The organism is Micromonospora sp. IBSANI012, assembly GCF_052814045.1.
Map to the genome: position 1 here is coordinate 3051608 of NZ_CP199933.1, position 20735 is coordinate 3072342.

Below are 20735 nucleotides of genomic sequence, written 5' to 3' on the forward strand. Positions count from 1 at the left end.
ACAGATCGGTATCCGGACCTGGGTGACAGGACAGGACCTCTAGTCGTTTTGCGCCCAGGTGAGGGCAGTCGCGGGGACTTCGAGCTCTCCGGTTCCGTGGGGATGCTCGACCTGGTACACGTATGACGGCCCCTCGGCGGTGTTGACCTGCCAAAAGGTGCGCACGACGGTTTCGGACCCGGCGTACTCGCCCTCAATCAGTCGCACTCGCACGCCGGGCATGTAGGCGCGGCCGGGTAGCGGCGGACCCGCCGGGTCACGCCAGCTCGGTCCAGGCTGTCGTTCTCGCACCAGCATCAGGTCCGGCTGAAGGTCGTCGGCGTCCAGGACTACTCGGAACCCGACCGATGTGAGGATCTGCGCTATCGCGGCGAGCATGGCGTCCGTGACGGTCGAGGCATGCCGGATCGCGGGATGCATCTCCGAGCCGTCAGGCGACCACGCGCCCGCTTCCATGGCCGCGAGGACGGCGTAATGCAGCGCACTGCTCTCCTTCCAGCCGATCCAGGCCCCAGGATCGTCCGCGTGGGCGTGGATGACCACGCCGGTGCCCGGGGGGAAGTCATCCCACGGTTGCCAGGGCAGCACGGGCAGGCCAGCGGCAACCAGCTCGTCTCGGACGGCTTCGGCAAGGGCGTTTGGCGCGCCGGGCGGGGAGACACTCATGCTCCTCATGATCCATGCCGGGTCAGCAAGATGAGTGTCACCCAGATCCTGATACCGATCTGTCACGCAGGTCCTGAGACCGGACAGCTTCGGAACTGAATAGGTGTGAGAACTTTCTGTACGAGATCAAGGCGGCCCGCTTCGCAGGCCGCTCGCGCCGCCGACCAGGGGCCGGGCCAATCGGCCCGCCGCTCGGCCGCCTTGCCGCTTCGCTCCCGGCGGCCGGCGGTAGAGCCCCGCCGGCGGCGCGACATACGAAGGAGCCCCGGGCCGCCTTGGTTGCTGGCAGATCCAGGGCTTGAGAGTTGATCGATGCAAGGGCAGTGCCTCCGGCGGGGTCCTCGGGCACTCCGGGATGGTGGGCGCCATCCCGACAACCTCCGTCCGGGCAAAGCCGAGCAGGTGGGGCCTGCCCGGTCAAGGTCGTTCAGCCGCTGGGTGCTCCACCTTGACCGGGCAGGCCCCACCCACTCCACGGGGTGCGGACGAAGGCCGACGGGATGGCTAGAAGGCGCAGACCGGGAAACCGAGCGTTGGTCAAGGTGGGGCGACTTGAGCTGAGGTCCAGATAGGATGCTCTATGGCCTCGGACAAGTACATCTACGCTCAGCTCGTCATATACCCCCCAAAACCACCGTACAAGGCGGTATTCGTCGGGCCGGCCGGTCGGCTAGAGGAGTGGGATGGCGGGCAGGTCGCGCCGGTTTACCTGAACAGGGCTGCCGCCGACGGGTGGCGCGTTGTCCAGGCTAAGGCCAGCATCTTGGACAGCACCGTGTATCTGCTCGAAAGACCGCACAGCTCTTACCCGGGCTCATCGACCTAAGGCCAGCCGTTTGCCCGGTGGGTGACTAGCTGGGTCACGACGGGCACGGCTAAGAGCGAACGTCCACGGACTGCGATGTAGCGTTGTCGCAGCTAGACCGCACCGACCCGGCAGCTCAGTGAGCTGTGTTGGTTCCTTCACACAGAATACGTCACGTTGGTGGTGCGGCGGAGAAGGGCGGGTCGGAAAGAGCTATGGGAGATCGTGCACGCCGAATCGCTGGGCGACATCAGTTGCCTCAGCAACCAGCGTTTCCCAGAACTGAAGTTCCCGGTCGCCTCGTAGGTATGCGTACGGCATTCCATCATCGATTTTGCCGGCCCGCCCGCCTTCGGCCGCTAGGTCGCCATCCTTTGTAAGGTAGGTTGCCAAGGTAAGCTGATGATTCCTCGTTTCGCCGTCGTATGTACGGCTTTCAATCAGCCACGGATGCGAGCCAAGCAGCCAACCGTAGCGGTCTCTGCTTGGATCTCGAATATCAATCATCTTGGTGTCTAACCAGAATAATCCCGCACGTACCTGCTTGGATGTGGTTCCCTCGACATACCTATCCCTGGGTTCCACTCCAGCCGCAACCAGTGCTCCAGCGATCCGCTTGAGCTTTTCTCGCGCTGCTCCGATGGAAGTGGCCACCTTATTTTCGAGACGGTCGGCGGCGCGGAAGCACAAATTGCACGTACCTGCATAGTTGTGCGACATGCAGAAAGGGGCGCCGCCGGGCACTGAGCACCCCGCTTTCTTGCACCTTCCAATGGCCAGGACTCCACAGTTGTCCACCACGCACTCGGCTGGCATCTTCTTGATCCTTCAGTGGGAAGCGACGGGCGGCTGAAATCCGATTGAACAGGCCTTGGCACGAGAAGGCAAGCGCCGATCGGATGGCGGAGCCAAGTTTTAGTTGGATGTGCCGACGCCGACAGCAACCCGAAACGACGACGTGTGGACCTGGTGTTCCCTGACCGTCTATGCCACATGGACATACTGCCGCCGCAACTGGCCAACCGAAAAGGGTGATCAGAGGAACCATCGGCCAAGATCTGGACCATGCGCGGAATGATCTAGGGCTCAGGTTGCAGGGGCTCGGCCTAGCCGGTAGGCGAGGCCAAGCGGTACAGCAACGAAATACAGCAACCGACGACACCATGCGCAACCATGGCGACCACCACCGGACCGTCGACCAGCGGTGCGAGCCGAACCCGGCCGCATTGCCGATCTCTGGGGGACAAGCGGCCATCCTGGCGACACCGAGGGAGGCCCAAGGTCATGTCGTCTACAGGCCGTCTGAGGTGAACCAACGACGACCAACGATGACGATCGACCGCAGAGCCCAGCACAGGTCAGAGGCCGTCCGGTCCTATTGAAGCGGATACGCCCAAGGCCTTCCACATTGCAACGCCAAGTGACGCCGCCACCCTGCCTGAGCTGCGCAGACTCCCCCCGCTGCCCACCTAGGCCGTCACGAGTGTGAAGCATCAACCGGCGCAGGACACCGGCCGCCGGCGATGTCGGGTCTCGGGACGTGCGTGACAGATGACGGCGTGACTACCTCAGTAGGATGCGCGCATGTCTCGGCCAGTGATCTTCGATCTCTTCCACACCTTGGTTCAGGGTGCCGACGACGAGCGCGACCGGGTAGTCGGCGAGATGGCGCTCATGGTCGGGGTAGCTCCGGCGGCGCTGGTCGCGGCGTACCACGCCACTTGGCGTGACCGGCTGGTCCGGTGGGACGTGGAGGAAACCGTTCGTATCCTCGCCGGTCGCCTGGGCGGCACGCCGACTGAGGAGCAGGTAGCACGGGCCGGGGAACGTCGGCGAGCCCTCGCGCGCCGGGTGCTGGACAGCGTCTCGGCCGCCACCTTGGATGTGCTTGACGCGCTGCGCGACGACGGCCATCCGCTTGCGCTCCTCAGCAACGCCACCTCGGAAACCGCGGAGGCATGGCCAGAGAGCCGGCTCGCCCGCCGCTTCGACGTAGCGGTCTTCTCCTGCGACGTTGGGCTGGCCAAACCAGGTCCGGCGATTTACCGCGCTGCCGCGAGGCGGCTGGGCGTTGCGCCGGCGGAGTGCGTCTTCGTGGGCGACGGCGCAGACGGCGAGTTGACTGGCGCGGCAGTGGTCGGCATGACCGTGTTCCGCACCACGGAGCACAACGACACCGACCCGAGCTGGGGCGGAACCGCGTTCCCCGCCCTCAGCGATCTGCCCGCCCTGCTGCGCGAGCCGTCCCGGGGCTGAAGGAGCCGTCTGGGGCACACACGGGGCACAGGACAGCGTGAAACGTCGGCAACAAGCCACCGATGCCATGAGCCAAATCTGGGGCGTGGCCAGGGTGCCGGCGAGGTTGCCGCAGGTCACGGGAGGGCCGATCTAGGTTCAGCTTCAACGTCTGATGGTCCGCATGACTACGGATAGACGTCGTGGGAGGGTGGCAACCAGTACGGCCACCAGGGCGGCTCTCCGGCCGGGCACAGGGCGTTCCGCAGAGGCAGGCCGGCAAGCGCGAAGTACGTCCAGGAGAGAAGCACGACGACGGCACCGGTGGTCAACACTGAGACCCCGGCCCGCAGGGCGGGGGACATCATCCACCGTCCAGTGACCGCGTACGCGCCGACAAGAGCCGCACCATGGACGATGACCAGCACCGGAAGCAACGCTCCGAGCCCGAAGGCGTTGGCGCTTGGGACAGCCGGCACGCCCCGCAGACCGCCGGCAGTTCAATGTGGAGGATCCAGCTGGACCCCGCCGGACGAAGCGCCCAGAACTTGCAAGCGAGGGGTCGGAGGGCATGGGGGCAGCCTTCGCATCGTCCACAAGCAGCAGGTCCAGGCCGTCGCCAGGCCGTCAAAGGCGGACCCACGGCGACCAACGACGGCCACCGGTGCCAAGCGTTTGTGCAGCTCAGCGTCCAAATCGCCATCCCGTGCCGGACAGGTCAGTAGAGCGGCAACAGATCAACGCCAAGTGACGCCCAGACACGCGCGGGCCCGGCCCAGGATCGGATGATCCTGAATCGGGCCGGATTCGTCTGCCGGTCAGTTGAACGCGGCGGCGAACATGCCGGGCTCGTAGGAACCCCCCTGCTGGTGCACGATCACCGCGAGCCGGTTGGCCGCGTTGATCAGGGCGACCAGGGAGACCAGCGCGGCGATCTGGTCGTCGTCGTAGTGCTTGCGTACCTGTGCCCAGGTCTCGTCGGACACGCCGTGGTGGGCGTCGGCGAGCCGGGTGCCCTCCTCGGCGAGCGCCAGCGCGGCCTGCTCGGCCTCGGTGAAAACGGTGGACTCGCGCCAGGCGGCGACCAGGTTGAGCCGGACCGAGGTTTCACCGGCGGCCGCGGCCTCCTTGGTGTGCATGTCGATGCACCAACCGCAGCCGTTGATCTGGCTGGCCCGCAGCGACACCAGCTCCTGCGTGGACTTCGGCAGCGGCGACTGATGGATCACCAGGCTGGCGTTGGCGAACCGCTTGAAGAACTTGACCGCGATCTCGTTGTCGAGCATGTTGAAGCGAGCGTCCATGATTCCGGCCTTCCTCGTGGTGTTGCACTGGACGAACACGAGATGCCGCCGATCAGATCCCTGTGACAGCGGGATTAGGTGACGCCCGCCACAAGGTCTTGGTGTCACACAACGGCGGGGCCCGGCATCTGGTGGGTGACACAGTCGCGAGCGAACAGGAGTCACCCATGGTCGGCACGTCGCAGGCCGCACCCGACGATCGTGGCAGGGACAGCGGCCGCGACGACCGCCCGGACCTCGCCACCGAGGCGTTCCTCGCCCACCGCAACCTGCTGTTCACCGTCGCCTACGAGATGCTCGGCTCGGCCGCCGATGCGGAGGACGTGCTGCAGGAGACCTGGCTGCGGTGGGCGGGTGTCGATCTCGGTACGGTGCGGGATCAGCGTGCCTACCTGGTGCGGATCACCACCCGCCAGGCACTCGGCCGGCTGCGTTCGCTCGGCCGCCGCAAGGAGTCGTACGTCGGTCCGTGGCTGCCCGAGCCGCTGCTCACCACGCCCGACGTGGCCGAGGACGTCGAGCTGGCCGACAGCGTCTCGATGGCGATGCTGCTGGTGCTGGAGACGCTCACGCCGACCGAGCGGGCGGTGTTCGTGCTGCGCGAGGTGTTCGATGTCGGGTACGACGAGATCGCCGAAGCCGTCGACAAGAGCCAGGCCGCGGTCCGCCAGATCGCGCACCGGGCACGGGCACACGTTGCGGCGCGCCGGCCGCGCGGGGTCGTTTCCGCGGCTGAGACCCGAGACGCGCTCGAGGCGTTCCGGCGGGCGGCCGAAACGGGCGATCTACAGAGTCTGCTCGACATCCTCGCACCGGATGTCGTGCTGGTGGGTGACGGTGGCGGAGTCAAGCAGGCCGTCCCGCGGCCCGTGGTGGGGGCCGACAAGGTGGCGCGCCTGCTGGTTGCCGGGTTGGGCAGGCTTGCCGACACCGCGTCGCTGCGGCCGGCGCAGGTCAACGGCTACCCGGCGCTGATTCTCTGGCAGGCCGGCGAGATCGACTCCGTCGTGGCGGTGCGCATCGACGACGGCCTCATCACCGGGCTCTACGCCGTGCGCAATCCCGAGAAGCTGTCGCACATGGAGCGGGAGACCGCCCTGCGACGCTGAGGCGTGCGGTGAGCGGCAGATCCGGATGCGGGATCAGAGGCCGAACGAGGCTCGGCAGGTGTCCACGCCGTCGACCGTCACGGCTGGCCGCTTGTGCTGGCGCCACTTCTGCAGGGTCAGACGCAGGCGGTCGGAGACGACGGCCTCACCGTCGCGCGCATCGACGGAAATCCCGTCGTGCTCGTAGCCGAGTTTGCGCGATACGCCCTGGGAGGAGTGGTTGTCCTGGAACACCTCGGTCAGTGCGGCGGTGGCGCCGAGATGATCGAAAGCAAGGGTGAGCAGTCCGGCCCTCGCCTCCGTTCCATAGCCTCTGCCCTGATGATCCACGCCGAGCCAGGCCGAGGTCGTCACCTGTCTCACCACCGGGAAGTCCCGTGCGCGAAGCGTGACCATGCCGATCGGCTGGCCCGCCCGGAAGACGCCCATCCCGAGCCGCCACGCTGCCACGTCCCAGGAGGCAAGCTGGTCCCAGTGTCCTTGCAGGACAGACCGCGCCCGGTCCGCATGGCTGCCGTCGGTCAATGGGGTCAGGTACGGCCGCTCGCCGGGACGATGCACGCCCTGGCCTGCGAGATCGGCCAGCTCAGCCAGTTCCTCCTCGCGTGGCAGGCGCAGCTGCAGGTGCGGTGTGACGATGGTGAGGCCGTACAGCGGCCACAGATCGGCGAGCATGTCCCGCATCCTGTCCGTCACGATCCGTCTGGGCAAGCGAGATACATCCGACGCACTGATCTCGGCAGAAGGCCGGCGATAGCTCAACGCCAAGCGACGCCGTCGTCGCCGGACCACGCGGAAAGATTGCGCCCGGGCAGGACTTTCGCCGTAGCGTCCCGCGCGATTGCCGGACCCCTGCCACGACGTCAACGGCCGTCTTCCGGGCGACATGCCGGGCGTTCGTCCTCATCCGGGGCCGCAGGCCCGTCCGAGCGCTGCCGTCTGACGAACTCCACCGCCGCGACTCCCAGCAGGACGATGGTGGCGCCGAAGCCCAGGACCAGGTTCGACAGGTACGGGGCGGCCGGCGCGAGGGCGACGGCGACGAGGACGCCGACCACGTGCGAGAGCGGGATGCGTCCGAGGACCTCGTGGTCTAGCGTGGCCCGCCCGACCAGGAACAGCGCCGCGCCGCCCAGGATGAGCGCGGTCAGGGTGTCGTCCGGCCGCTCCCTGGGATGCTCGATGACCCGCATGAATCCGGCGGCGACGCCGACCACGCCCACCACCATGAGCCAGTGGACGTACGGGTTGGTCTGGACGAGCCGCTCCCGGTGCGGGGAGCGCTCGATGGCGGTACTCAGCCTGGCGCCGGCTCCCCGGGCGTAGCTCCACCACAGCAGCACCGCCGCGACGAACGCGGTGGCGAACGCGGTGATCCGGCCGGCGCTGAACGGCATGTCGCTCAGGGTGAGGACGGTGACCAGGATGAGCTCGCCCAGGGTGAGGACGTAGATCTGCTGGTACCGCTCGGCCAGGTGCTCCGGCACCACGTCGTACCTGGGCAGTGGCGGTCGGCCGGGGATCGGGAACCGTAGGCCGAAACCGAGGTAGTCCACGGCCAACGCGGCCAGCCACAGGGCGAGACGGGTACCGGGGGAGGGAATCAGGCCGCCGATGATCCACAAGGTCCCGGACACCGTGGTCCAGAGCAGGACCCGCTTCGGGCGTTGCTGCTCCGGTCGGCCCCGCAGGGACGGGATGACCACCAACGCCCGACCCCAGTTGATCCCGGCCCAGGTGGCGCCGAACACCAGGCCGTGGTTGCCGAACGCGGTCGGCAGGGCGGCGGACATCAGCATGCCGCCGAACATGATGCCCAGGATCACGAGCTGGACGGGTCGCGCCTGAGGGCTGTAGAGGTCGGTGAACGACGTGGTGGTCACCCAGACCGCCCAGAGCGTCGACAGGGCGAGCAGTGCCTGGGCGATACCCGTCCAGCTCTGCTCGGTCGCCATCTTCTCCGAGGTCAAGGTCAGGGTGGCGATGGCCGCGAGGTCGAAGAAGAGCTCCAGCAGATCGGTCCGTCGTGCACCGCCCGGCTCCCGCGTTATCAGCCGGCGTCCGCCATCCATCACTTCGGCCTTCTCGATCTCGCGACGCCGGGCCGCCCTCTCAGATCTCGGACTGATCCCCGGATGTCGCCGACCGTCGGCGCCGGGACGATTGACAACCGCGTCGCGCAGCTCGGGCGCCGGGGGAACGTCCAGGTCGGCCGGCCGACCGGACCCTCCCGGGTACGCGACAGGGCAGGGGCCGGTGCTCCCGCGTGGCTTCACACCGCCCCGCTCAACGCTAGTCGACGCGAGGTCGGGCGACCGGCGATTGTCGAACTGCGTACGCAAGGCTCACAGCGCTCAGCGGGCCCGGGCGGCCGCGCTACGACGACGCGCCGTTTTTCAGCGGACCGACGTGACCGCCGGCCTCACCTCGGTGCCGCCGCCGCGCGCCCGGCTCGCTCCACGGCTCGACACACGGGCCGCCGGTCGCGGTTCACGCCCGCGCCGCCGTGGTCAACAGTTGGTACGTCGCCTCATCGGAGGCGACCAGGCGGACGCGCTCGACCTGGGTCGGCGTGGCCCTGATGGTCGAGATCGCGATCGTCGCCGCCTGCTCCGGCGGGAACCCGTACACGCCGGTGGCGATGGCGGGGAAGGCGACGCTGCGGGCGCCGATCCCGTCGGCGACGGCGAGGCTGCGCCGGTAGCACGAGGCCAGGGTGTCGGCCTCGCCGTGGCCGCCGCCTTCCCATACCGGGCCGACCGTGTGGATGACGTGGCGCACCGGTGGGTCGAGGTCGAACGCCGGTGTGGCGACCGCGTCGCCGGCGTCGCAGGGCGCCAGCGCGGCACCCGCCCGGGCCAGTCGCGGTCCGGCCGCGCGGTGGATCGCCCCGTCCACACCGCCGCCGCCCAGCAGCGACTCGTTGGCCGCGGTGACGATGGCATCGACGTCCTCGGCGGTGATGTCACCGAGCACCACTTCGATCGCGGGCATGCCCCATCATGTCACCGGCGGCAGGTGGTCCGAGCGGCGCGGGAGCACCGCGGCGCAGGAGCAGGTGGCGGTCCGCTGCTCAGTTCCCCGTGGCCGGGCCCAGGTGCGTGGTGCCAAACCCGGGGGGCGGCGTCTCCCAGGTGCCGCTGACGTCCCGGGCGACGTCGTCCAGCAGTCGGAGGAAGGCGCCGACCAGGGGCGTGAGGGCGGTGTCGGTGAGCGTCGCGGCGTAGAGCCGGCGGTGCAGGGTGGGCGGGGCGAGTTCGCGGTGGGTGGTGCCCGCCGTGTTGGTCAGGGCCAGGCGCGAGACCAGTGCGACACCAATACCGGTGGCGACGAGGGCCTGCGCGACGTCGTACGACTCGGTCTCGAACCGTACCTTCGGGGTGAAGCCGGCGGCGGCGCTGGCGCGGTCGAACTGTGCGCGAGCGGCGTGCCCGGCCCGGATGGTCACCCAGGCTTCGTCCCGAAGCTGTTCCAGGCGCAGGGGCGCGTCCGTGGGGTGGTGGGCGGCGAGGCGGTGGTCGTCCGGTAGGACGACCACCATCGGGTCGGTCAGCAGTGGATGTGCCCGGACGTGCGGGGGCGGGACGGGCGGAGCGTCCCAGGCGGCGATGACCGCCACGTCCAGTTGACCGGCGGCGACGGCGGGCATGCCCTGCTCGGACGTGATGTCGATGACGGACAGGTCGGCGTCGGGGTGCCGGTGGCGCAGCGCCGTCAGCGACGGCGGCAGCAGGTGCAGGGCGGCCGCCTGGAACGCCCCGATCCGCAACCGGAGCGACAGTCTGCCGAGCAGCGCCGCCACCTCCTCGTTGGCCTGCCTCGTCTCGCGGTCGATCACATGGCCGTGGGTGGCCAGGGCGGCGCCGGCGGCCGTCAGAGAGGCACCCCGGGGGCCACGTCGTACCAGCGGAGCGGCGCAGTCACGCTCGGCCCGGGCCACCTGCTGGGTCACCGCGGCGGGGGTCACGCCGAGCACCGCCGCAGCGGCCGACAGGGATCCGTGCCGGTCGATCAGGGCGAGAAGGCGCAGGTGGTCCGGGCCGATCAGCATCAAACCAGCTTAAGGCTGACCCCCTGAAGCTTTAGTTCCGTGAACGCCGTTCGGCGGGAAGCGTGGGAGCCGTCACCGGCCGCACCGCACCTGAGGGGTTTCGGACATGCCCGTTCACCTTCCCGTCTTCGTCCTCACCACGGGGCTGCTGGCGATGCTGCCCGGAGCGGGTCAGGCACTCATCCTGCGGCAGACGCTCGACGGTGGGCGGCGGGTGGCGTGGGCCAGCATCGCCGGCACCTGTACCGGACTGCTGATCTGGACCACGGCAGCGGCGTCGGGACTGTCGGCGGTCCTGCTGGCCGAACCCCGCGCCTACGCGGCGGTGCGCGCCGCCGGCGGCGTACTGCTGGCCGTCATCGGGGTGAGCACGCTGCTGTCCCTGCGACGGCCCGCGCGCGGCGGCACCGCGCCGGCGGACGGCGCGCCGGCCGGCTACTGGCGGGGATACCTCGCGGGTCTGGCCACCAACCTCGGCAATCCGAAGGCCGGCGTCTTCGCCATCTCGCTGCTGCCGCAGTTCGTCACCCCGGACGGGCCGGTTCTGCTCTCCAGCGTCGCCCTGGGTGCGCTCTGGGCGCTCGTCACCGGCACCTGGTACGCGCTGTTCACCTGGGCCGTCGACCGGGGGCGGAGCCTGGTCGCCAGGCCGACCGTCCACCGACGCCTCCAGTTGGTGACCGGGTGCGTGCTGCTCTGCCTCGGTGCCGGCGTCGCCGCCGGCGTCTAGCCGCGAAATGCGCTGACGTGCCACTCCCGACCGAGTTCAGTCGGCGGGCTTCTCCCAGACCGAGACGTGCTGACGGCTCTCGCTGGTGAACGGCGCCCGGTTCCACCCGTCCCAGCGGTCCCGCAACCGCAGCCCGGCGAGCTGGGCCATCAGGTCGAGTTCCGCCGGCCACACGTACCGGAAGGGGATCGACCGGTACTCCCCGCGACCGTCGACGATGCGGACGTAGTTGGAGCTGGTCGCCTGGGTGGCCACGTCGTAGATGTCGTACGCCCATCCGGTCGGGGAGACCTGGAAGGGCACCACGTTCTGCCCGGGCGGGAGCCGGCGCAGCTCGGGGACCAGCACCTCGATCACGAAGCGGCCACCGGGGGCCAGGTGCGCGGCGGCGTTGCGGAAGCAGGCCACCTGGGCCTCCTGGGTGGTCAGGTTCATGATCGTGTTGAAGACCAGGTACGCCAGGGAGAACGTCCCGTCCACCCGGCTGGTGGCGAAGTCGCCGATCGTCACGCCGATCGCGTCGCCGCCGGGCTTGGCGCGCAGCCGGTCGACCATCGCCCGGGACAGGTCGATGCCGTGTACCGGTACACCGCGGGCGGCCAGCGGCAGCGCGACGCGTCCGGTCCCGACGCCCAGTTCGAGGGCCCGGCCGGCGCCGGCGAGCTCGGCCAGCACGTCGACCGTGGCCGCCACGACGGCGGGGTCGAACATCTCGCTCGTCCGGTCGTCGTAGGTCGCCGCCACCGCTTCGCCGAAGTATCCGTCCGCATCCCGCATCGCCGGACCGTACCGCCGGAGCCGGCGGCGGCGCCCGTGATTTACCGGTCGTCCCAGGGGCGCGCGATCCAGAGGTACGCCACGGGCCGCGGGAGCCGGCCGGTGGGCTAGTCCGGCCCGACCGCTCCGTCCACCTCGGAGGGTCCGCCGGTGAGTGCGCCGTGCGCCTCGACGGGCAGCTCGCGGAGCCGGTCCATGCGCGCGTTGTGCCGGCTCGCCAGAATGTCGGGCGTGCGGGGCATCATCCTGGACGGCGCGCACGAGAAGATTCCACGGAGAGGGACGTCGCATGGCTGAGGTGCTGTTGTTCCACCACGCGCAGGGGCTGACACCGGGTGTCCGCGACTTCGCCGACCGGCTGAGAGCAGCCGGGCACACGGTGCACACCCCGGATCTCTACGACGGGAAGACCTTCGACACCCTGGAGGAGGGCCTCGACTACGGCCGGACGGTCGGATTCGACGTGATCCTGGAGCGCGGTCGGCTCACGGCCGAGGGGCTGCCCGCCGGGTTGGTGTACGCCGGGTTCTCGCTCGGGGTCATGCCGGCGCAGTTGCTGGCCCAGACCCGACCGGGCGCGACGGGTGCCCTGCTCTTCCACAGCTGCATTCCGACGTCCGAGTTCGGCGGGGAGTGGCCGGCCGGCGTGCCGGTCCAGGTGCACGGGATGGACGCCGACGAGTTCTTCGTCGACGAGGGTGACCTCGACGCCGCCCGCGCCCTCGTCGCAGCCGCCCCCGACGCCGAACTGTTCCTGTACCCCGGTCCGCAGCACCTGTTCGCCGACAGCAGCCTGCCCTCCTACCACGAGCCGGCGGCCGCGCTGCTCACCGAGCGGGTGCTGGGCTTCCTCGACCGCATCGGCTAGTGCCTTGACCACAAACGTTGGCCGGGTTGGTCATGCGGCTCGGCTCGCGGGTTGACCCCAGCGGCGGTGTCGTTCGCTGCGGATCTTGGCGCGGTGGCGGCGTTGGGCGGCCAGGACGTCGGGGTGGCGGGCGTTGGCGTTGCGCCAGCGCAGGTAGGCGTGCAGGCCGCGGGCCAGGACGGTGTGGTTGGGGTAGTCCGAGCCGGCGATGACGAAGGTGCGTAGCGGCCCGAAGTGCGCCTCGATCGGGTTTGCCCAGGAGGCGTAGGTCGGGGTGAAACACAACTCGACCTTGTTCCGGGCCGCCCACTGTCGGATCGCGAAGCCCTTATGCGCGGACAGGTTGTCCAAGATGATGTAGATCGGGGCGCCGTCAGGGCGGGCGGCTCGGATCGACTTGAGTGCGGCGAGGGTGTTCGTCGCCGATTTCTGTCTGCGGACCACACCCCAGAGGGTGTCGTCGCCGATCGAGTAGCAGCCGTGGAACTGCCGCACGCCGTGCAGCTTGTGGTAGTTCGCCGCGAGCCTGCGTGGGCGGCTCTTGGGCTGCCAGCCGACGCCGCCGTGCGGGCGGATCGTCAGCGGCCCGAACTCATCGAACGCGAAGGTGCGGTGCGGGAAGTGCTCGATCACGTGCTCGATACGGGCCAGCTTCTGCTCCCGCTGGGGGTCTGTGGACTCCTTCCACGTCTTCGTGCGTTGGAAGGTGATCTGGTGGCGGCGCAGCACCTGCCGTAGTCGTTCCCGCCCGATGATCACCCTCCGATCAGGGTTGTCAGCGAGGTATTCGGCGAGCTTGCGCACGCTCCAGCAGGTGAACGGCCGTCCCAGCTTGACGGGACGGGTGTTGGCCGTCGCGACGATGAACGCCTCGTCGTCGCTACTGATTCGGCGGGGACGGCCACCCGCCCACTGAGGGTCCAGGCTGGCCATGCCCATCTCGTTGAACCGGTGGATCACCTGCCGAACGGAATCCTCGTCGGCCTGCACGAGCCGGGCGATGACCGGCACACTGTTCCCGCCAGCTGAGGCGAGCACAACCATCGCCCGCCGCAGCCGCACGACCGAGCCGGTGCCCCGACGCACCAGACGCTGCAGCCGCTGACCCTCTTGATCACTTAATCGACGTACCCGAACCGGCTCTGCCACCCCGACAGCCTGACGGCCCCACGCCGGCCCAGCCCTTCACCCAGGCCGGCGTGTCACCAACACCGCCAACGTTTGTGGTCAGAGCACTAGCTGCCCGGCCGCCGGCGTCACCGGCGGGATCGCCTTCGTGCCGCCCCGGTCACCGGGGCGGCGGAACGCTGCCGTCCTCGCCCGTCGGTGGCAGCGAGTCCGGCAGCCCGAACCCGGCGAAGTGCTCGGCCCCCAGGAACGAGGTGATCTCGGCGATCCGGCCGTCCCGCAGCGTCAGCACGTTGATCGACCAGGCCAGGTACGGCCCGGCGCCCTCCGTGCGCAGGTACGACGCCACCGCCGGCTGCCCGTTCGCGCCGGTCGTCCGGTGCCGCCAGCTCCCACACCGGGTCATCGGCAGCTCGCGGGCGAAGTCGGTGACCGCCGCCAGCCCCCGGTACCACTGCGGCAGCGGCGGCATCGACCAGGTGACGTCCTCGGTCAGCAGCGCGACCAGCGCCTCGGTGTCGCCGTTCTCCAGGGCGGTCGCGTAGCCGGTGACGATCTCCCGCAGCCGGGTGTCGTCGAGGCGGCGCAGGGTCCGCTGCTGGCTGACCGGCGGCACCCGGTCGGCCACCAGCCGTCGGGCGCGCGCCAGCGCCGAGTTCACCGAGGTGACCGAGGTGCGCATCATGGTGGCGATCTCGGCGGCGGAGAAGCCCAGCACCTCGAAGAGCAGCAGCGCCGCCCGCTGGTTGCCCGGCAGGTGCTGCAGGGCCGCGACGAAGGCCAGCTCGACGGCCTCGCGCTGCTCGTAGCGTACGTCGGGGGCGGCCGGACCGTCGGCGAGCCCGGCGTCGGGGTAGGGGCCCAGCCAGGCGACGTGGCCCGCCGGGGCGCTGTCCAGCACCGCCCGTTCGCTGGCCGGGCCGAGGTCCACCGGGAGCGCCCGGCGGGCGCGCCCGGCAACCGCGTCCAGGCAGGTACGGGTGGCCACCGTGTACAGCCACGAGCGCAACGAGCTGCGCCCCTCGAAGCGCGGCAGCCCGCGCCACGCCCGCAGGAGTGCCTCCTGCAGGGCGTCGTCGGCGTCGTGGGCGGAGCCGAGCATCCGGTAGCAGTGCGCGTGCAACTCCCGGCGCAGCGGCGCCACCAGGTCGTCGAACGCGGCACGGTCACCCTCGCGCGCCCGGTCCAGCCCGGCGTCGCGGGCGTCGTCGGCGACGTGCGGAGAAACAGCCCTCACGAGCGACGATTCTGCCGTACGACGGAAGTCTCCACTCCGAACGCGCGCACGCCACGACCCGGGAGGACCCGATGAGCAGCACATCCACCGCACCTGTCACCACCGCGACCCTGGAGGTCCCCGACGGGCGACTGCACTACGAGGTACGCGGACGGGGGCCGCTGGTGGCGCTGGTCGCCGCCCCGATGGACGCCGGGGCGTTCGCGCCGCTGGCCGACCTGCTGGCCGCCGACCACACGGTGCTCACCACCGATCCGCGGGGTATCAACCGCAGTCTGTTGCATGACCCGCACCAGGACTCGACCCCGCAGTTGCGCGCCGACGACGTCGCCCGGCTGATCGCCCACCTCGACGCCGGCCCGGCTGCCGTGCTCGGCTCCAGCGGCGGCGCGGTGACCGTCCTCGCCCTCGCCCAGGCCCACCCGGAGCGGGCGCACACCATCATCGCGCACGAGCCGCCGTTGATCGGCCTGCTCGACGACCGCGAGGACCGCTTCGCCCGGGAGGACGCCATGATCGCCACGTACCTGGCCGGGGACCGGCTGGGCGCCGGGCGGCAGTTCCTCGCCAACGCGAACATCGAGCTGCCCGAGCCGGTGGTCCAGGGCATGTTCGGCGGCGAACCCGCCCCGCAGGCCGCCGCCGACGAGCACTTCCAGTACGTCCACATGATCCGCGGGACCACCCGGTTCCAGCCGGACGTCACCGCGCTGCGGAAAGGCCCGACGCGGGTCGTCGTGGGCCTGGGCGAGGAGTCGACCGGCCAGGTCTGCGACCTCACCTCCCGGGCGCTGGCCGAGGCGCTCGGCACCGCGCCGACGATGTTCCCCGGTGGTCACATCGGCTTCGTGGAGGATCCGAAGCGGTTCGCCGCCCGCCTGCGGGAGGTTCTCGCCGAGGGCTGACGGCGGCTGGCGTCGGCCGGTCGATCCTCGGCCGGCTCACCGACCGGCCACGCCGCCTCACCCGTCCAGGCGCTCGGCGGCCGCGGCCCGCACCTCGGCCGTCTCGATCGGGTCGTCGCGCAGGTAACGCAACCGTTCCCGGGCCGTGCCGTCCAGCGCCACCCGCCGGGCCGACAGCAGCCGCACGTCCGCCTCGCAGTCCCACAGGCCTTCGGCGAAGCGCCGTTGCACCCCGGCCGGGTCCAGCGCCGCGTGCGCGCGCAGGTAGGCGGCACGTTCGTAGGAGTGCGGGCTGAACCAGAGCCGGCGCAGCCTGGGCAGGACCTCCCGTGCCTGCGCCCCGCCGATCCGGGCCAGCCCCTCGACGAGCTTGTCGTAGCCGCACCGGTCGTCGTGCGTGTCCAACCAGTCGAGCCCGGACAGCAGCGCCGGGACGTCACCGGCGTCCCCGTGGGCGGCGAGCAGTTGCAGGGCCGGCCAGGTCAGCGGGTGGGCGTCGGCGCGTACCCACGCGCGGGCGGCCGGCAGGGCTGGCGGGCCGACGGCGAGCAGCGGTCGGCTCAGTGGAGCGGCCAGCCCGGCGGCGGCCAGCTCCTCCGCCACGTCGAGCAGGGCTGGTTCGGGTGGGCGGAAGCCCAGTTCGCGCAGGACCATCCGCCACTGGGTGGAGCGGTCCCGGTCGCGCAGTATCTCCAGCAGCACCGCCGACGGTTCCTCCCGCCCGGGCCGGTGCGGCCGCTGCGGTCCGTCGTCGCGCACCGCGTCGGCTATGCGCGGGTCGCGGTCCGCCCAGGCCCGCCACGGCGGGCAATGCCGCCACTCGCGGGCCTGCTCCGGCGCGTCCGGCCGGCGCATCACCGCCGGGTACAGGTCGTCCCACCAGGCCTCGGGCCACGTGCGGGCCACCTGCGTGAGTGCCTCGTTCCACCGGGGCCCCTCCCGGACGTACCGGCGCACCCCCTCGACCGCCTCCTCGACGCCGGCCCGGCCGAGCACGTCGAGGACCTCCAGGGTCGCGGTGAAGGCGTTGTCGTCGTCGTGCTCCTCGGCGGGCGAGTCGTACCAGTCACCCAGGATCGGCTCCAGCGGCAGTGCGAGGTCCCGGACCAGGCGGGCCAGGTAGACGGCGCGCTCGTCCACCACCCACCAGAACCGCCGGTCGCGGCGCAGGCAGTCGCGTACCAGGGCGGGGGCCGCCGGGTCCACCATGGCGCGGTGCGCGCCACGGCCCAACCCGCGCTGCAACGCCCCGGCCAGGGTGCTGGACGGGGCGTAGTGCCAGCCGTGCTCGTCGCCGTCGCTCATCGGGCGACAGTGTGCCGCCCGCGCACCGGGGCGGCATCCGGATTACCCGCCCGGGACCAACGCCCCTGCCGGTCGGCGGCGGGCAGACTGGATACTCGCGCCGTCGCAGCGTGTCGCGGTCGCCGCGCGCCGGGACGCCGTGACACGCCGCATCCCAGTCGGGACCGCAGGAGGTGGACATGCGCCGCGTCGTGAAGCTGCTGTACGAGGCCCAGCGCCGGATGTACCCGGGTGACCGCCCCAGCCGGCTGGCGCGGGTGATGAACCGGGTGGACGCCGCCCAGTTCGCCACCGGGGTGCTCGCCCCGCGCCGCGCGGTCACCCTGGAGGTATGCGGGCGGCGTACCGGCCGGAGGATCGCCGTGCCGGTGGTGGTGGCCGATCTCGACGGTGACCGCTACCTGGTCTCCATGCTCGGCGAGAACGCCAACTGGGTACGCAACGTCCGGGCGGCCGGCGGACAGGCGGTGCTGCGCCACGGCGGGCGGGAGCACGTGCTGCTGCGGGAGGTCGACGTCGCCCGGCGCGCCCCGATCTTGCGCCGCCATCTCCACCTGGCCCCCGGAGCCCGGCCGCACCTGCCGGTCGACCGGCGCGCCCCGCTGGCGGAGTTCGAGGCGGTCGCCGCCCGGTACCCGGTGTTCCGGGTGGAACCCGCGCCGCGACCCTGACCGGTCTCGATCAGGTCGACATCGTGCGTCGGATCGCACCACCGCGTTGACGGCGCCGCCGGCCTCGGCTTCGCTGTGCCCGAGGCGGCGGCGACCGCCCGGAACGGGGGAGACGGGGATGGAATCCACGGTGGAGGAACCGACGCCGCGACGGGGACGCGGGCGCGGGTGGCTGGCGGTGCTCATGGCCGGGGTGCTGGCCGGCGGCGCGGCCGGGGTGCTTGCCCTGCGACCGAGCACCGACGGCCCGTCGGCGGAGGCCACCGCTCCCGCCGTGGCGCCCCGGGACCTGCTGGCCGGGCTGCCGGCGCGGGTGGTTCCCCCGCCCACCCTGGCGGACCTCCCGACCGACCGCGCGGTCGGTCCGGCCGCCTTCCTGTACCACGTCGAGCAGCCGGGCGGCTTCGACGAGGCCACCGGCACCCTCCGCCAGCGCGACATCCACCTGGTCACCCGCGCGGGCCAGCAGTTCCGGGTCGGACGCACCCCGGCGACCGTCGGCCCGGTGAACCAGTCGCTGTCCCCGGACGGCCGGTGGCTGGCCGCACGCCGGGGTGGGCAGTGGTGGATCCGGGACCTCACCGACACGACGGAGCGGGCGGTGCCGACCGGGTACGAGCTGTGGTGTTGGTCCACCGATTCGGGTGCGGTGGTGCTCGCCGAGCTGTCGCAGTCGAGCCGCGCCTTCGCGGTGCTCTCCATGCGCGACGGGTCGTTGCGGCGACTCGACGTGGCGGCCACCCCGCTGACCGACGCGGTCACCCTGGTCGACGGGCGGCACCTCGTCCTGGTCGACCTGACCCCGGCCGCCCCGGGCGCCGGGGCCCGGCCGGAGCTGGCTGTCACGGTGCGGGACATCGACACCGCTGCCACCCGGACCGTGCCGGTGCTGCGGCCCGGGCAGCTGGGTCCCGGCGAGTCCTTCAACGCGATCGTGCCGCTGGTGGACGGCGGCGGAACGCCGGCCCGGGTCTGGGTGCAGGTGGGCCGGCCGGACCTGCAACCGACCGACCTGCCCGAGGGCATGCCGGCGATCCCGGCGAGCGCACTGCTCGGGGTCGACGTCCGTTCCGGGGAGCCCGCCGGGCGGATCGACCTGTCCCCGGTCGCGACGGGCTCCGCCGAAGTGTACGAGGGCATCGTCGGCGCCGATGTCGTGCTGACCCGACGGACCCGGGAGCGGACCGAGCTGGTCGCCGTCGAGCCGGGCGCCGGGAGTCGCCGGGTGCTGACCACGCTGCCGGCCCTCACCAGGGTGCTGGTGCCCGGCCGGCAGTGGTGAGACCGGCTCAGCCGGCGTCGGCCAGGCGGGCGGCGCGGGCGTACAGGTAGCGCTGTTGCGGCAGGTTCATCGACCGCCGAGCCGCCTCCTCGTACGCCGCCCGCGCCGCGCCGAGGTCACCGGTCCGCTCCAGCAGGTGCGCGCGGGCGGCGGGCAGCCGCGGGTCGGCGGCGAGCCGTGGGTCGGCCGCCAGCCCGGCGAGCAGGTCGAGCCCGGCGTGGGCGCCCCGGGCCATGGCCACCGCGACCGCGTGGTTCAGCGCCACCACCGGGTTGTCGGACAGGCCGGTCAGCACCGCGTAGAGCGCCTCGATCTGCGGCCAGTCGGTCTCCTCGGCGCTCGGGGCCTCGTCGTGCAGCGCCGCGATCGCCGCCTGCACCTGGTACGGCCCGACCTCGCCGCGCGGCAGCACCGCGCTGACCAGCGCGACGCCCTCGGCGATCTGGTCGGCGCGCCACCGGCTGCGGTCCTGCTCGGCCATCGGGACCAGCTCGCCGTTCGGCCCCACCCGGGCCGGCCCCCGCGCGTCGGTGAGCAGCATCAACGCCAGCAGCCCGGTCACCTCGGCGTCGTCGGGGAGCAGCCGGTGCAGCATCCGGGTGAGCCGGATCGCCTCGGTGGACAGGTCCACCCGGCGCAGCAGCGGGCCGGCCGTGCTGGCGTACCCCTCGTTGAAGATCAGATAGAGCACGTGCCGGACGGCGGCCAGGCGGGCCTCCCGGTCCGGCCCGGTGGGCAGGCCGAACGGCACGCCGCTGTCCCGGATGCGCTGCTTGGCGCGGGTGATCCGGCGGGTCATCGTGCCCTCCGGGACCAGGAACGCCCGGGCCACCTCGGCGGTGCTCAGGCCGCCGACGGCCCGCAGGGTCAGCGCGATCTGCGCGGCCGGGGGCAGCTCCGGGTGGCAGCAGAGGAAGAGCAGCACCAGGCTGTCGTCCTCCGGGGTCCGGCGGTCCGCCGGGGGAGCGAGCCACTGCTCGGGCGGCAGCCGCCGGGCGACGTCGTCCTCGCGCCGCCGCCGGGCCTGCTCGCTGCGGAGCAGGTCGGTCAGGCGCCGCGCCGCGACGGTGATCAGCCAGGCGCGCGGGTCATCGGGTACGCCGTCGACCGGCCACCGGGTCGCCGCCGCGAGCAGCGCCTCCTGGGTGGCGTCCTCGGCGGTGTCGAAGTGCCCGTAGCGGCGCACCACCGCGCCGAGGACCTGCGGCGTCAGGCGGCGCAGCAGGTCCTCGACGGCGTCGGCGGTCATCAGCCGTTCAGGTCCTCGATGCCCTCGGCGACCGGCCGCACGTCCACGTACTCGCCCTCGGCGTCCGGGTTGACGAACCGCGCGGCGATCCGGGTGGCCCGGTCGAAGCTGTCACACTCCACGATCGTGAAGCCGGCCAGCACCTCCTGCGTCTCCGGGTAGGGGCCGTCGGTCACCACGGGCGCACCCTCGCGCAGCCGGACCCGCCGGGCGTGCACCGGGGCGGTCAGCCCTCGGCCGTCGACCAGCTCGCCCGACTCCGCGATCTCCTTGTGCACCGCCTCCATGTGGGCGTGCATCGCCGCGACCTGCTCCGGCGACATCGGCGGCCGGTCGTCGGCGGGGCGGCCCGCCATCGCGTCGTAGTCCCGCTGCGAGCCGTACAGCATGATCATGTACTTCACGTGTCACTC

Annotated in this window: 20 protein-coding genes; 7 read left to right on the forward strand and 13 right to left on the reverse strand. The window is 71.4% G+C overall.

Annotated elements, in window-relative coordinates; translation table 11 throughout:
• Positions 1-39: 39 nt before the first annotated feature.
• Entirely contained in the window at positions 40-666 is a 627-nt protein-coding gene (locus tag ACTWM8_RS13980; protein WP_446214198.1) for a hypothetical protein, read from the reverse strand.
• A 1018-nt stretch (positions 667-1684) separates the two neighbouring features.
• A complete protein-coding gene (locus ACTWM8_RS13985) occupies positions 1685-2191 on the reverse strand; it encodes a hypothetical protein (RefSeq protein ID WP_446214199.1) in 507 nt (168 codons plus the stop codon).
• Positions 2192-3055: 864 nt separating this feature from the next.
• Here ACTWM8_RS13985 and ACTWM8_RS13990 point away from each other — a divergent pair.
• Entirely contained in the window at positions 3056-3727 is a 672-nt protein-coding gene (locus ACTWM8_RS13990; protein WP_446214200.1) for an HAD family hydrolase, read from the forward strand.
• Between the two features lie 797 nt (positions 3728-4524).
• On the opposite strand, the gene ACTWM8_RS13995 is transcribed toward ACTWM8_RS13990, so the two are convergent.
• Complete coding sequence (locus tag ACTWM8_RS13995) at positions 4525-5010, reverse strand: carboxymuconolactone decarboxylase family protein (RefSeq protein WP_446214201.1); 486 nt, start codon at positions 5008-5010, stop codon at positions 4525-4527.
• Between the two features lie 293 nt (positions 5011-5303).
• Between ACTWM8_RS13995 and ACTWM8_RS14000 the strand changes: the two genes are divergently transcribed.
• On the forward strand, positions 5304-6119 hold the full coding sequence (locus tag ACTWM8_RS14000) for an RNA polymerase sigma-70 factor (RefSeq protein ID WP_446214549.1): 816 nt from the start codon (positions 5304-5306) through the stop codon (positions 6117-6119).
• Between the two features lie 33 nt (positions 6120-6152).
• On the opposite strand, the gene ACTWM8_RS14005 is transcribed toward ACTWM8_RS14000, so the two are convergent.
• From ACTWM8_RS14005 to ACTWM8_RS14020, 4 genes are all read right to left on the reverse strand, one after another.
• Positions 6153-6794 (reverse strand): GNAT family N-acetyltransferase, encoded by a 642-nt coding sequence (locus ACTWM8_RS14005; protein ID WP_446214202.1) that lies wholly within the window; start codon positions 6792-6794, stop codon positions 6153-6155.
• Between the two features lie 188 nt (positions 6795-6982).
• Entirely contained in the window at positions 6983-8191 is a 1209-nt protein-coding gene (locus tag ACTWM8_RS14010) for a low temperature requirement protein A (protein WP_446214203.1), read from the reverse strand.
• 418 nt (positions 8192-8609) lie between these two features.
• On the reverse strand, positions 8610-9113 hold the full coding sequence (locus ACTWM8_RS14015) for an O-acetyl-ADP-ribose deacetylase (RefSeq protein ID WP_446214204.1): 504 nt from the start codon (positions 9111-9113) through the stop codon (positions 8610-8612).
• A 79-nt stretch (positions 9114-9192) separates the two neighbouring features.
• Positions 9193-10170, reverse strand: coding sequence for a LysR family transcriptional regulator (locus ACTWM8_RS14020; RefSeq protein ID WP_446214206.1), 978 nt, complete (start codon positions 10168-10170; stop codon positions 9193-9195).
• A gap of 106 nt (positions 10171-10276) precedes the next feature.
• Here ACTWM8_RS14020 and ACTWM8_RS14025 point away from each other — a divergent pair, with 106 nt between their 5' ends.
• Positions 10277-10900, forward strand: a complete 624-nt coding sequence (locus ACTWM8_RS14025; protein WP_446214207.1) for a LysE family translocator — start codon at positions 10277-10279, stop codon at positions 10898-10900.
• A 36-nt stretch (positions 10901-10936) separates the two neighbouring features.
• Here ACTWM8_RS14025 and ACTWM8_RS14030 read toward each other — a convergent pair whose 3' ends face one another.
• A complete protein-coding gene (locus tag ACTWM8_RS14030; protein ID WP_446214209.1) occupies positions 10937-11677 on the reverse strand; it encodes a class I SAM-dependent DNA methyltransferase in 741 nt (246 codons plus the stop codon).
• Positions 11678-11966: 289 nt separating this feature from the next.
• Between ACTWM8_RS14030 and ACTWM8_RS14035 the strand changes: the two genes are divergently transcribed.
• Positions 11967-12545: a dienelactone hydrolase family protein gene (locus ACTWM8_RS14035; RefSeq protein ID WP_446214211.1), complete on the forward strand. Its 579-nt coding sequence runs from the start codon at positions 11967-11969 to the stop codon at positions 12543-12545.
• A gap of 30 nt (positions 12546-12575) precedes the next feature.
• On the opposite strand, the gene ACTWM8_RS14040 is transcribed toward ACTWM8_RS14035, so the two are convergent.
• On the reverse strand, positions 12576-13694 hold the full coding sequence (locus ACTWM8_RS14040; protein ID WP_446210232.1) for an IS630 family transposase: 1119 nt from the start codon (positions 13692-13694) through the stop codon (positions 12576-12578).
• Positions 13695-13833: 139 nt separating this feature from the next.
• A complete protein-coding gene (locus ACTWM8_RS14045) occupies positions 13834-14910 on the reverse strand; it encodes a sigma-70 family RNA polymerase sigma factor (protein WP_446214213.1) in 1077 nt (358 codons plus the stop codon).
• Between the two features lie 71 nt (positions 14911-14981).
• On the opposite strand from ACTWM8_RS14045, the gene ACTWM8_RS14050 reads away from it, so the two are divergent.
• Positions 14982-15815, forward strand: a complete 834-nt coding sequence (locus ACTWM8_RS14050) for an alpha/beta fold hydrolase (RefSeq protein ID WP_446214215.1) — start codon at positions 14982-14984, stop codon at positions 15813-15815.
• A gap of 57 nt (positions 15816-15872) precedes the next feature.
• On the opposite strand, the gene ACTWM8_RS14055 is transcribed toward ACTWM8_RS14050, so the two are convergent.
• Positions 15873-17120 carry a hypothetical protein gene (locus tag ACTWM8_RS14055; RefSeq protein WP_446214216.1) on the reverse strand — a complete coding sequence of 416 codons (1248 nt, stop codon included), beginning with the start codon at positions 17118-17120 and terminating at the stop codon, positions 15873-15875.
• A gap of 179 nt (positions 17121-17299) precedes the next feature.
• On the opposite strand from ACTWM8_RS14055, the gene ACTWM8_RS14060 reads away from it, so the two are divergent.
• Complete coding sequence (locus ACTWM8_RS14060; protein ID WP_446214218.1) at positions 17300-17791, forward strand: nitroreductase/quinone reductase family protein; 492 nt, start codon at positions 17300-17302, stop codon at positions 17789-17791.
• A gap of 118 nt (positions 17792-17909) precedes the next feature.
• Complete coding sequence (locus ACTWM8_RS14065; protein WP_446214220.1) at positions 17910-19073, forward strand: hypothetical protein; 1164 nt, start codon at positions 17910-17912, stop codon at positions 19071-19073.
• Between the two features lie 7 nt (positions 19074-19080).
• On the opposite strand, the gene ACTWM8_RS14070 is transcribed toward ACTWM8_RS14065, so the two are convergent.
• Positions 19081-20322 (reverse strand): RNA polymerase sigma factor, encoded by a 1242-nt coding sequence (locus ACTWM8_RS14070; RefSeq protein ID WP_446214221.1) that lies wholly within the window; start codon positions 20320-20322, stop codon positions 19081-19083.
• Positions 20322-20717, reverse strand: a complete 396-nt coding sequence (locus ACTWM8_RS14075) for a YciI family protein (protein WP_446214550.1) — start codon at positions 20715-20717, stop codon at positions 20322-20324. Before ACTWM8_RS14075 ends, ACTWM8_RS14070 begins: the two co-directional genes overlap by 1 nt.
• Positions 20718-20735: the final 18 nt, after the last annotated feature.

Excerpts from the sequence above, each read along its gene's own strand:
- ACTWM8_RS13980 (WP_446214198.1), bottom strand. The coding sequence starts at position 666 with ATGAGTGTCTCCCCGCCCGGCGCGCCAAACGCCCTTGCCGAAGCCGTC.
- ACTWM8_RS13985 (WP_446214199.1), bottom strand. The coding sequence starts at position 2,191 with ATGTCGCACAACTATGCAGGTACGTGCAATTTGTGCTTCCGCGCCGCC.
- ACTWM8_RS13990 (WP_446214200.1), top strand. The coding sequence starts at position 3,056 with ATGTCTCGGCCAGTGATCTTCGATCTCTTCCACACCTTGGTTCAGGGT.
- ACTWM8_RS13995 (WP_446214201.1), bottom strand. The coding sequence starts at position 5,010 with ATGGACGCTCGCTTCAACATGCTCGACAACGAGATCGCGGTCAAGTTC.
- ACTWM8_RS14000 (WP_446214549.1), top strand. The coding sequence starts at position 5,304 with ATGCTCGGCTCGGCCGCCGATGCGGAGGACGTGCTGCAGGAGACCTGG.
- ACTWM8_RS14005 (WP_446214202.1), bottom strand. The coding sequence starts at position 6,794 with ATGCTCGCCGATCTGTGGCCGCTGTACGGCCTCACCATCGTCACACCG.
- ACTWM8_RS14010 (WP_446214203.1), bottom strand. The coding sequence starts at position 8,191 with ATGGATGGCGGACGCCGGCTGATAACGCGGGAGCCGGGCGGTGCACGA.
- ACTWM8_RS14015 (WP_446214204.1), bottom strand. The coding sequence starts at position 9,113 with ATGCCCGCGATCGAAGTGGTGCTCGGTGACATCACCGCCGAGGACGTC.
- ACTWM8_RS14020 (WP_446214206.1), bottom strand. The coding sequence starts at position 10,170 with ATGCTGATCGGCCCGGACCACCTGCGCCTTCTCGCCCTGATCGACCGG.
- ACTWM8_RS14025 (WP_446214207.1), top strand. The coding sequence starts at position 10,277 with ATGCCCGTTCACCTTCCCGTCTTCGTCCTCACCACGGGGCTGCTGGCG.
- ACTWM8_RS14030 (WP_446214209.1), bottom strand. The coding sequence starts at position 11,677 with ATGCGGGATGCGGACGGATACTTCGGCGAAGCGGTGGCGGCGACCTAC.
- ACTWM8_RS14035 (WP_446214211.1), top strand. The coding sequence starts at position 11,967 with ATGGCTGAGGTGCTGTTGTTCCACCACGCGCAGGGGCTGACACCGGGT.
- ACTWM8_RS14050 (WP_446214215.1), top strand. The coding sequence starts at position 14,982 with ATGAGCAGCACATCCACCGCACCTGTCACCACCGCGACCCTGGAGGTC.
- ACTWM8_RS14055 (WP_446214216.1), bottom strand. The coding sequence starts at position 17,120 with ATGAGCGACGGCGACGAGCACGGCTGGCACTACGCCCCGTCCAGCACC.
- ACTWM8_RS14060 (WP_446214218.1), top strand. The coding sequence starts at position 17,300 with ATGCGCCGCGTCGTGAAGCTGCTGTACGAGGCCCAGCGCCGGATGTAC.
- ACTWM8_RS14065 (WP_446214220.1), top strand. The coding sequence starts at position 17,910 with ATGGAATCCACGGTGGAGGAACCGACGCCGCGACGGGGACGCGGGCGC.
- ACTWM8_RS14070 (WP_446214221.1), bottom strand. The coding sequence starts at position 20,322 with ATGACCGCCGACGCCGTCGAGGACCTGCTGCGCCGCCTGACGCCGCAG.
- ACTWM8_RS14075 (WP_446214550.1), bottom strand. The coding sequence starts at position 20,717 with ATGATCATGCTGTACGGCTCGCAGCGGGACTACGACGCGATGGCGGGC.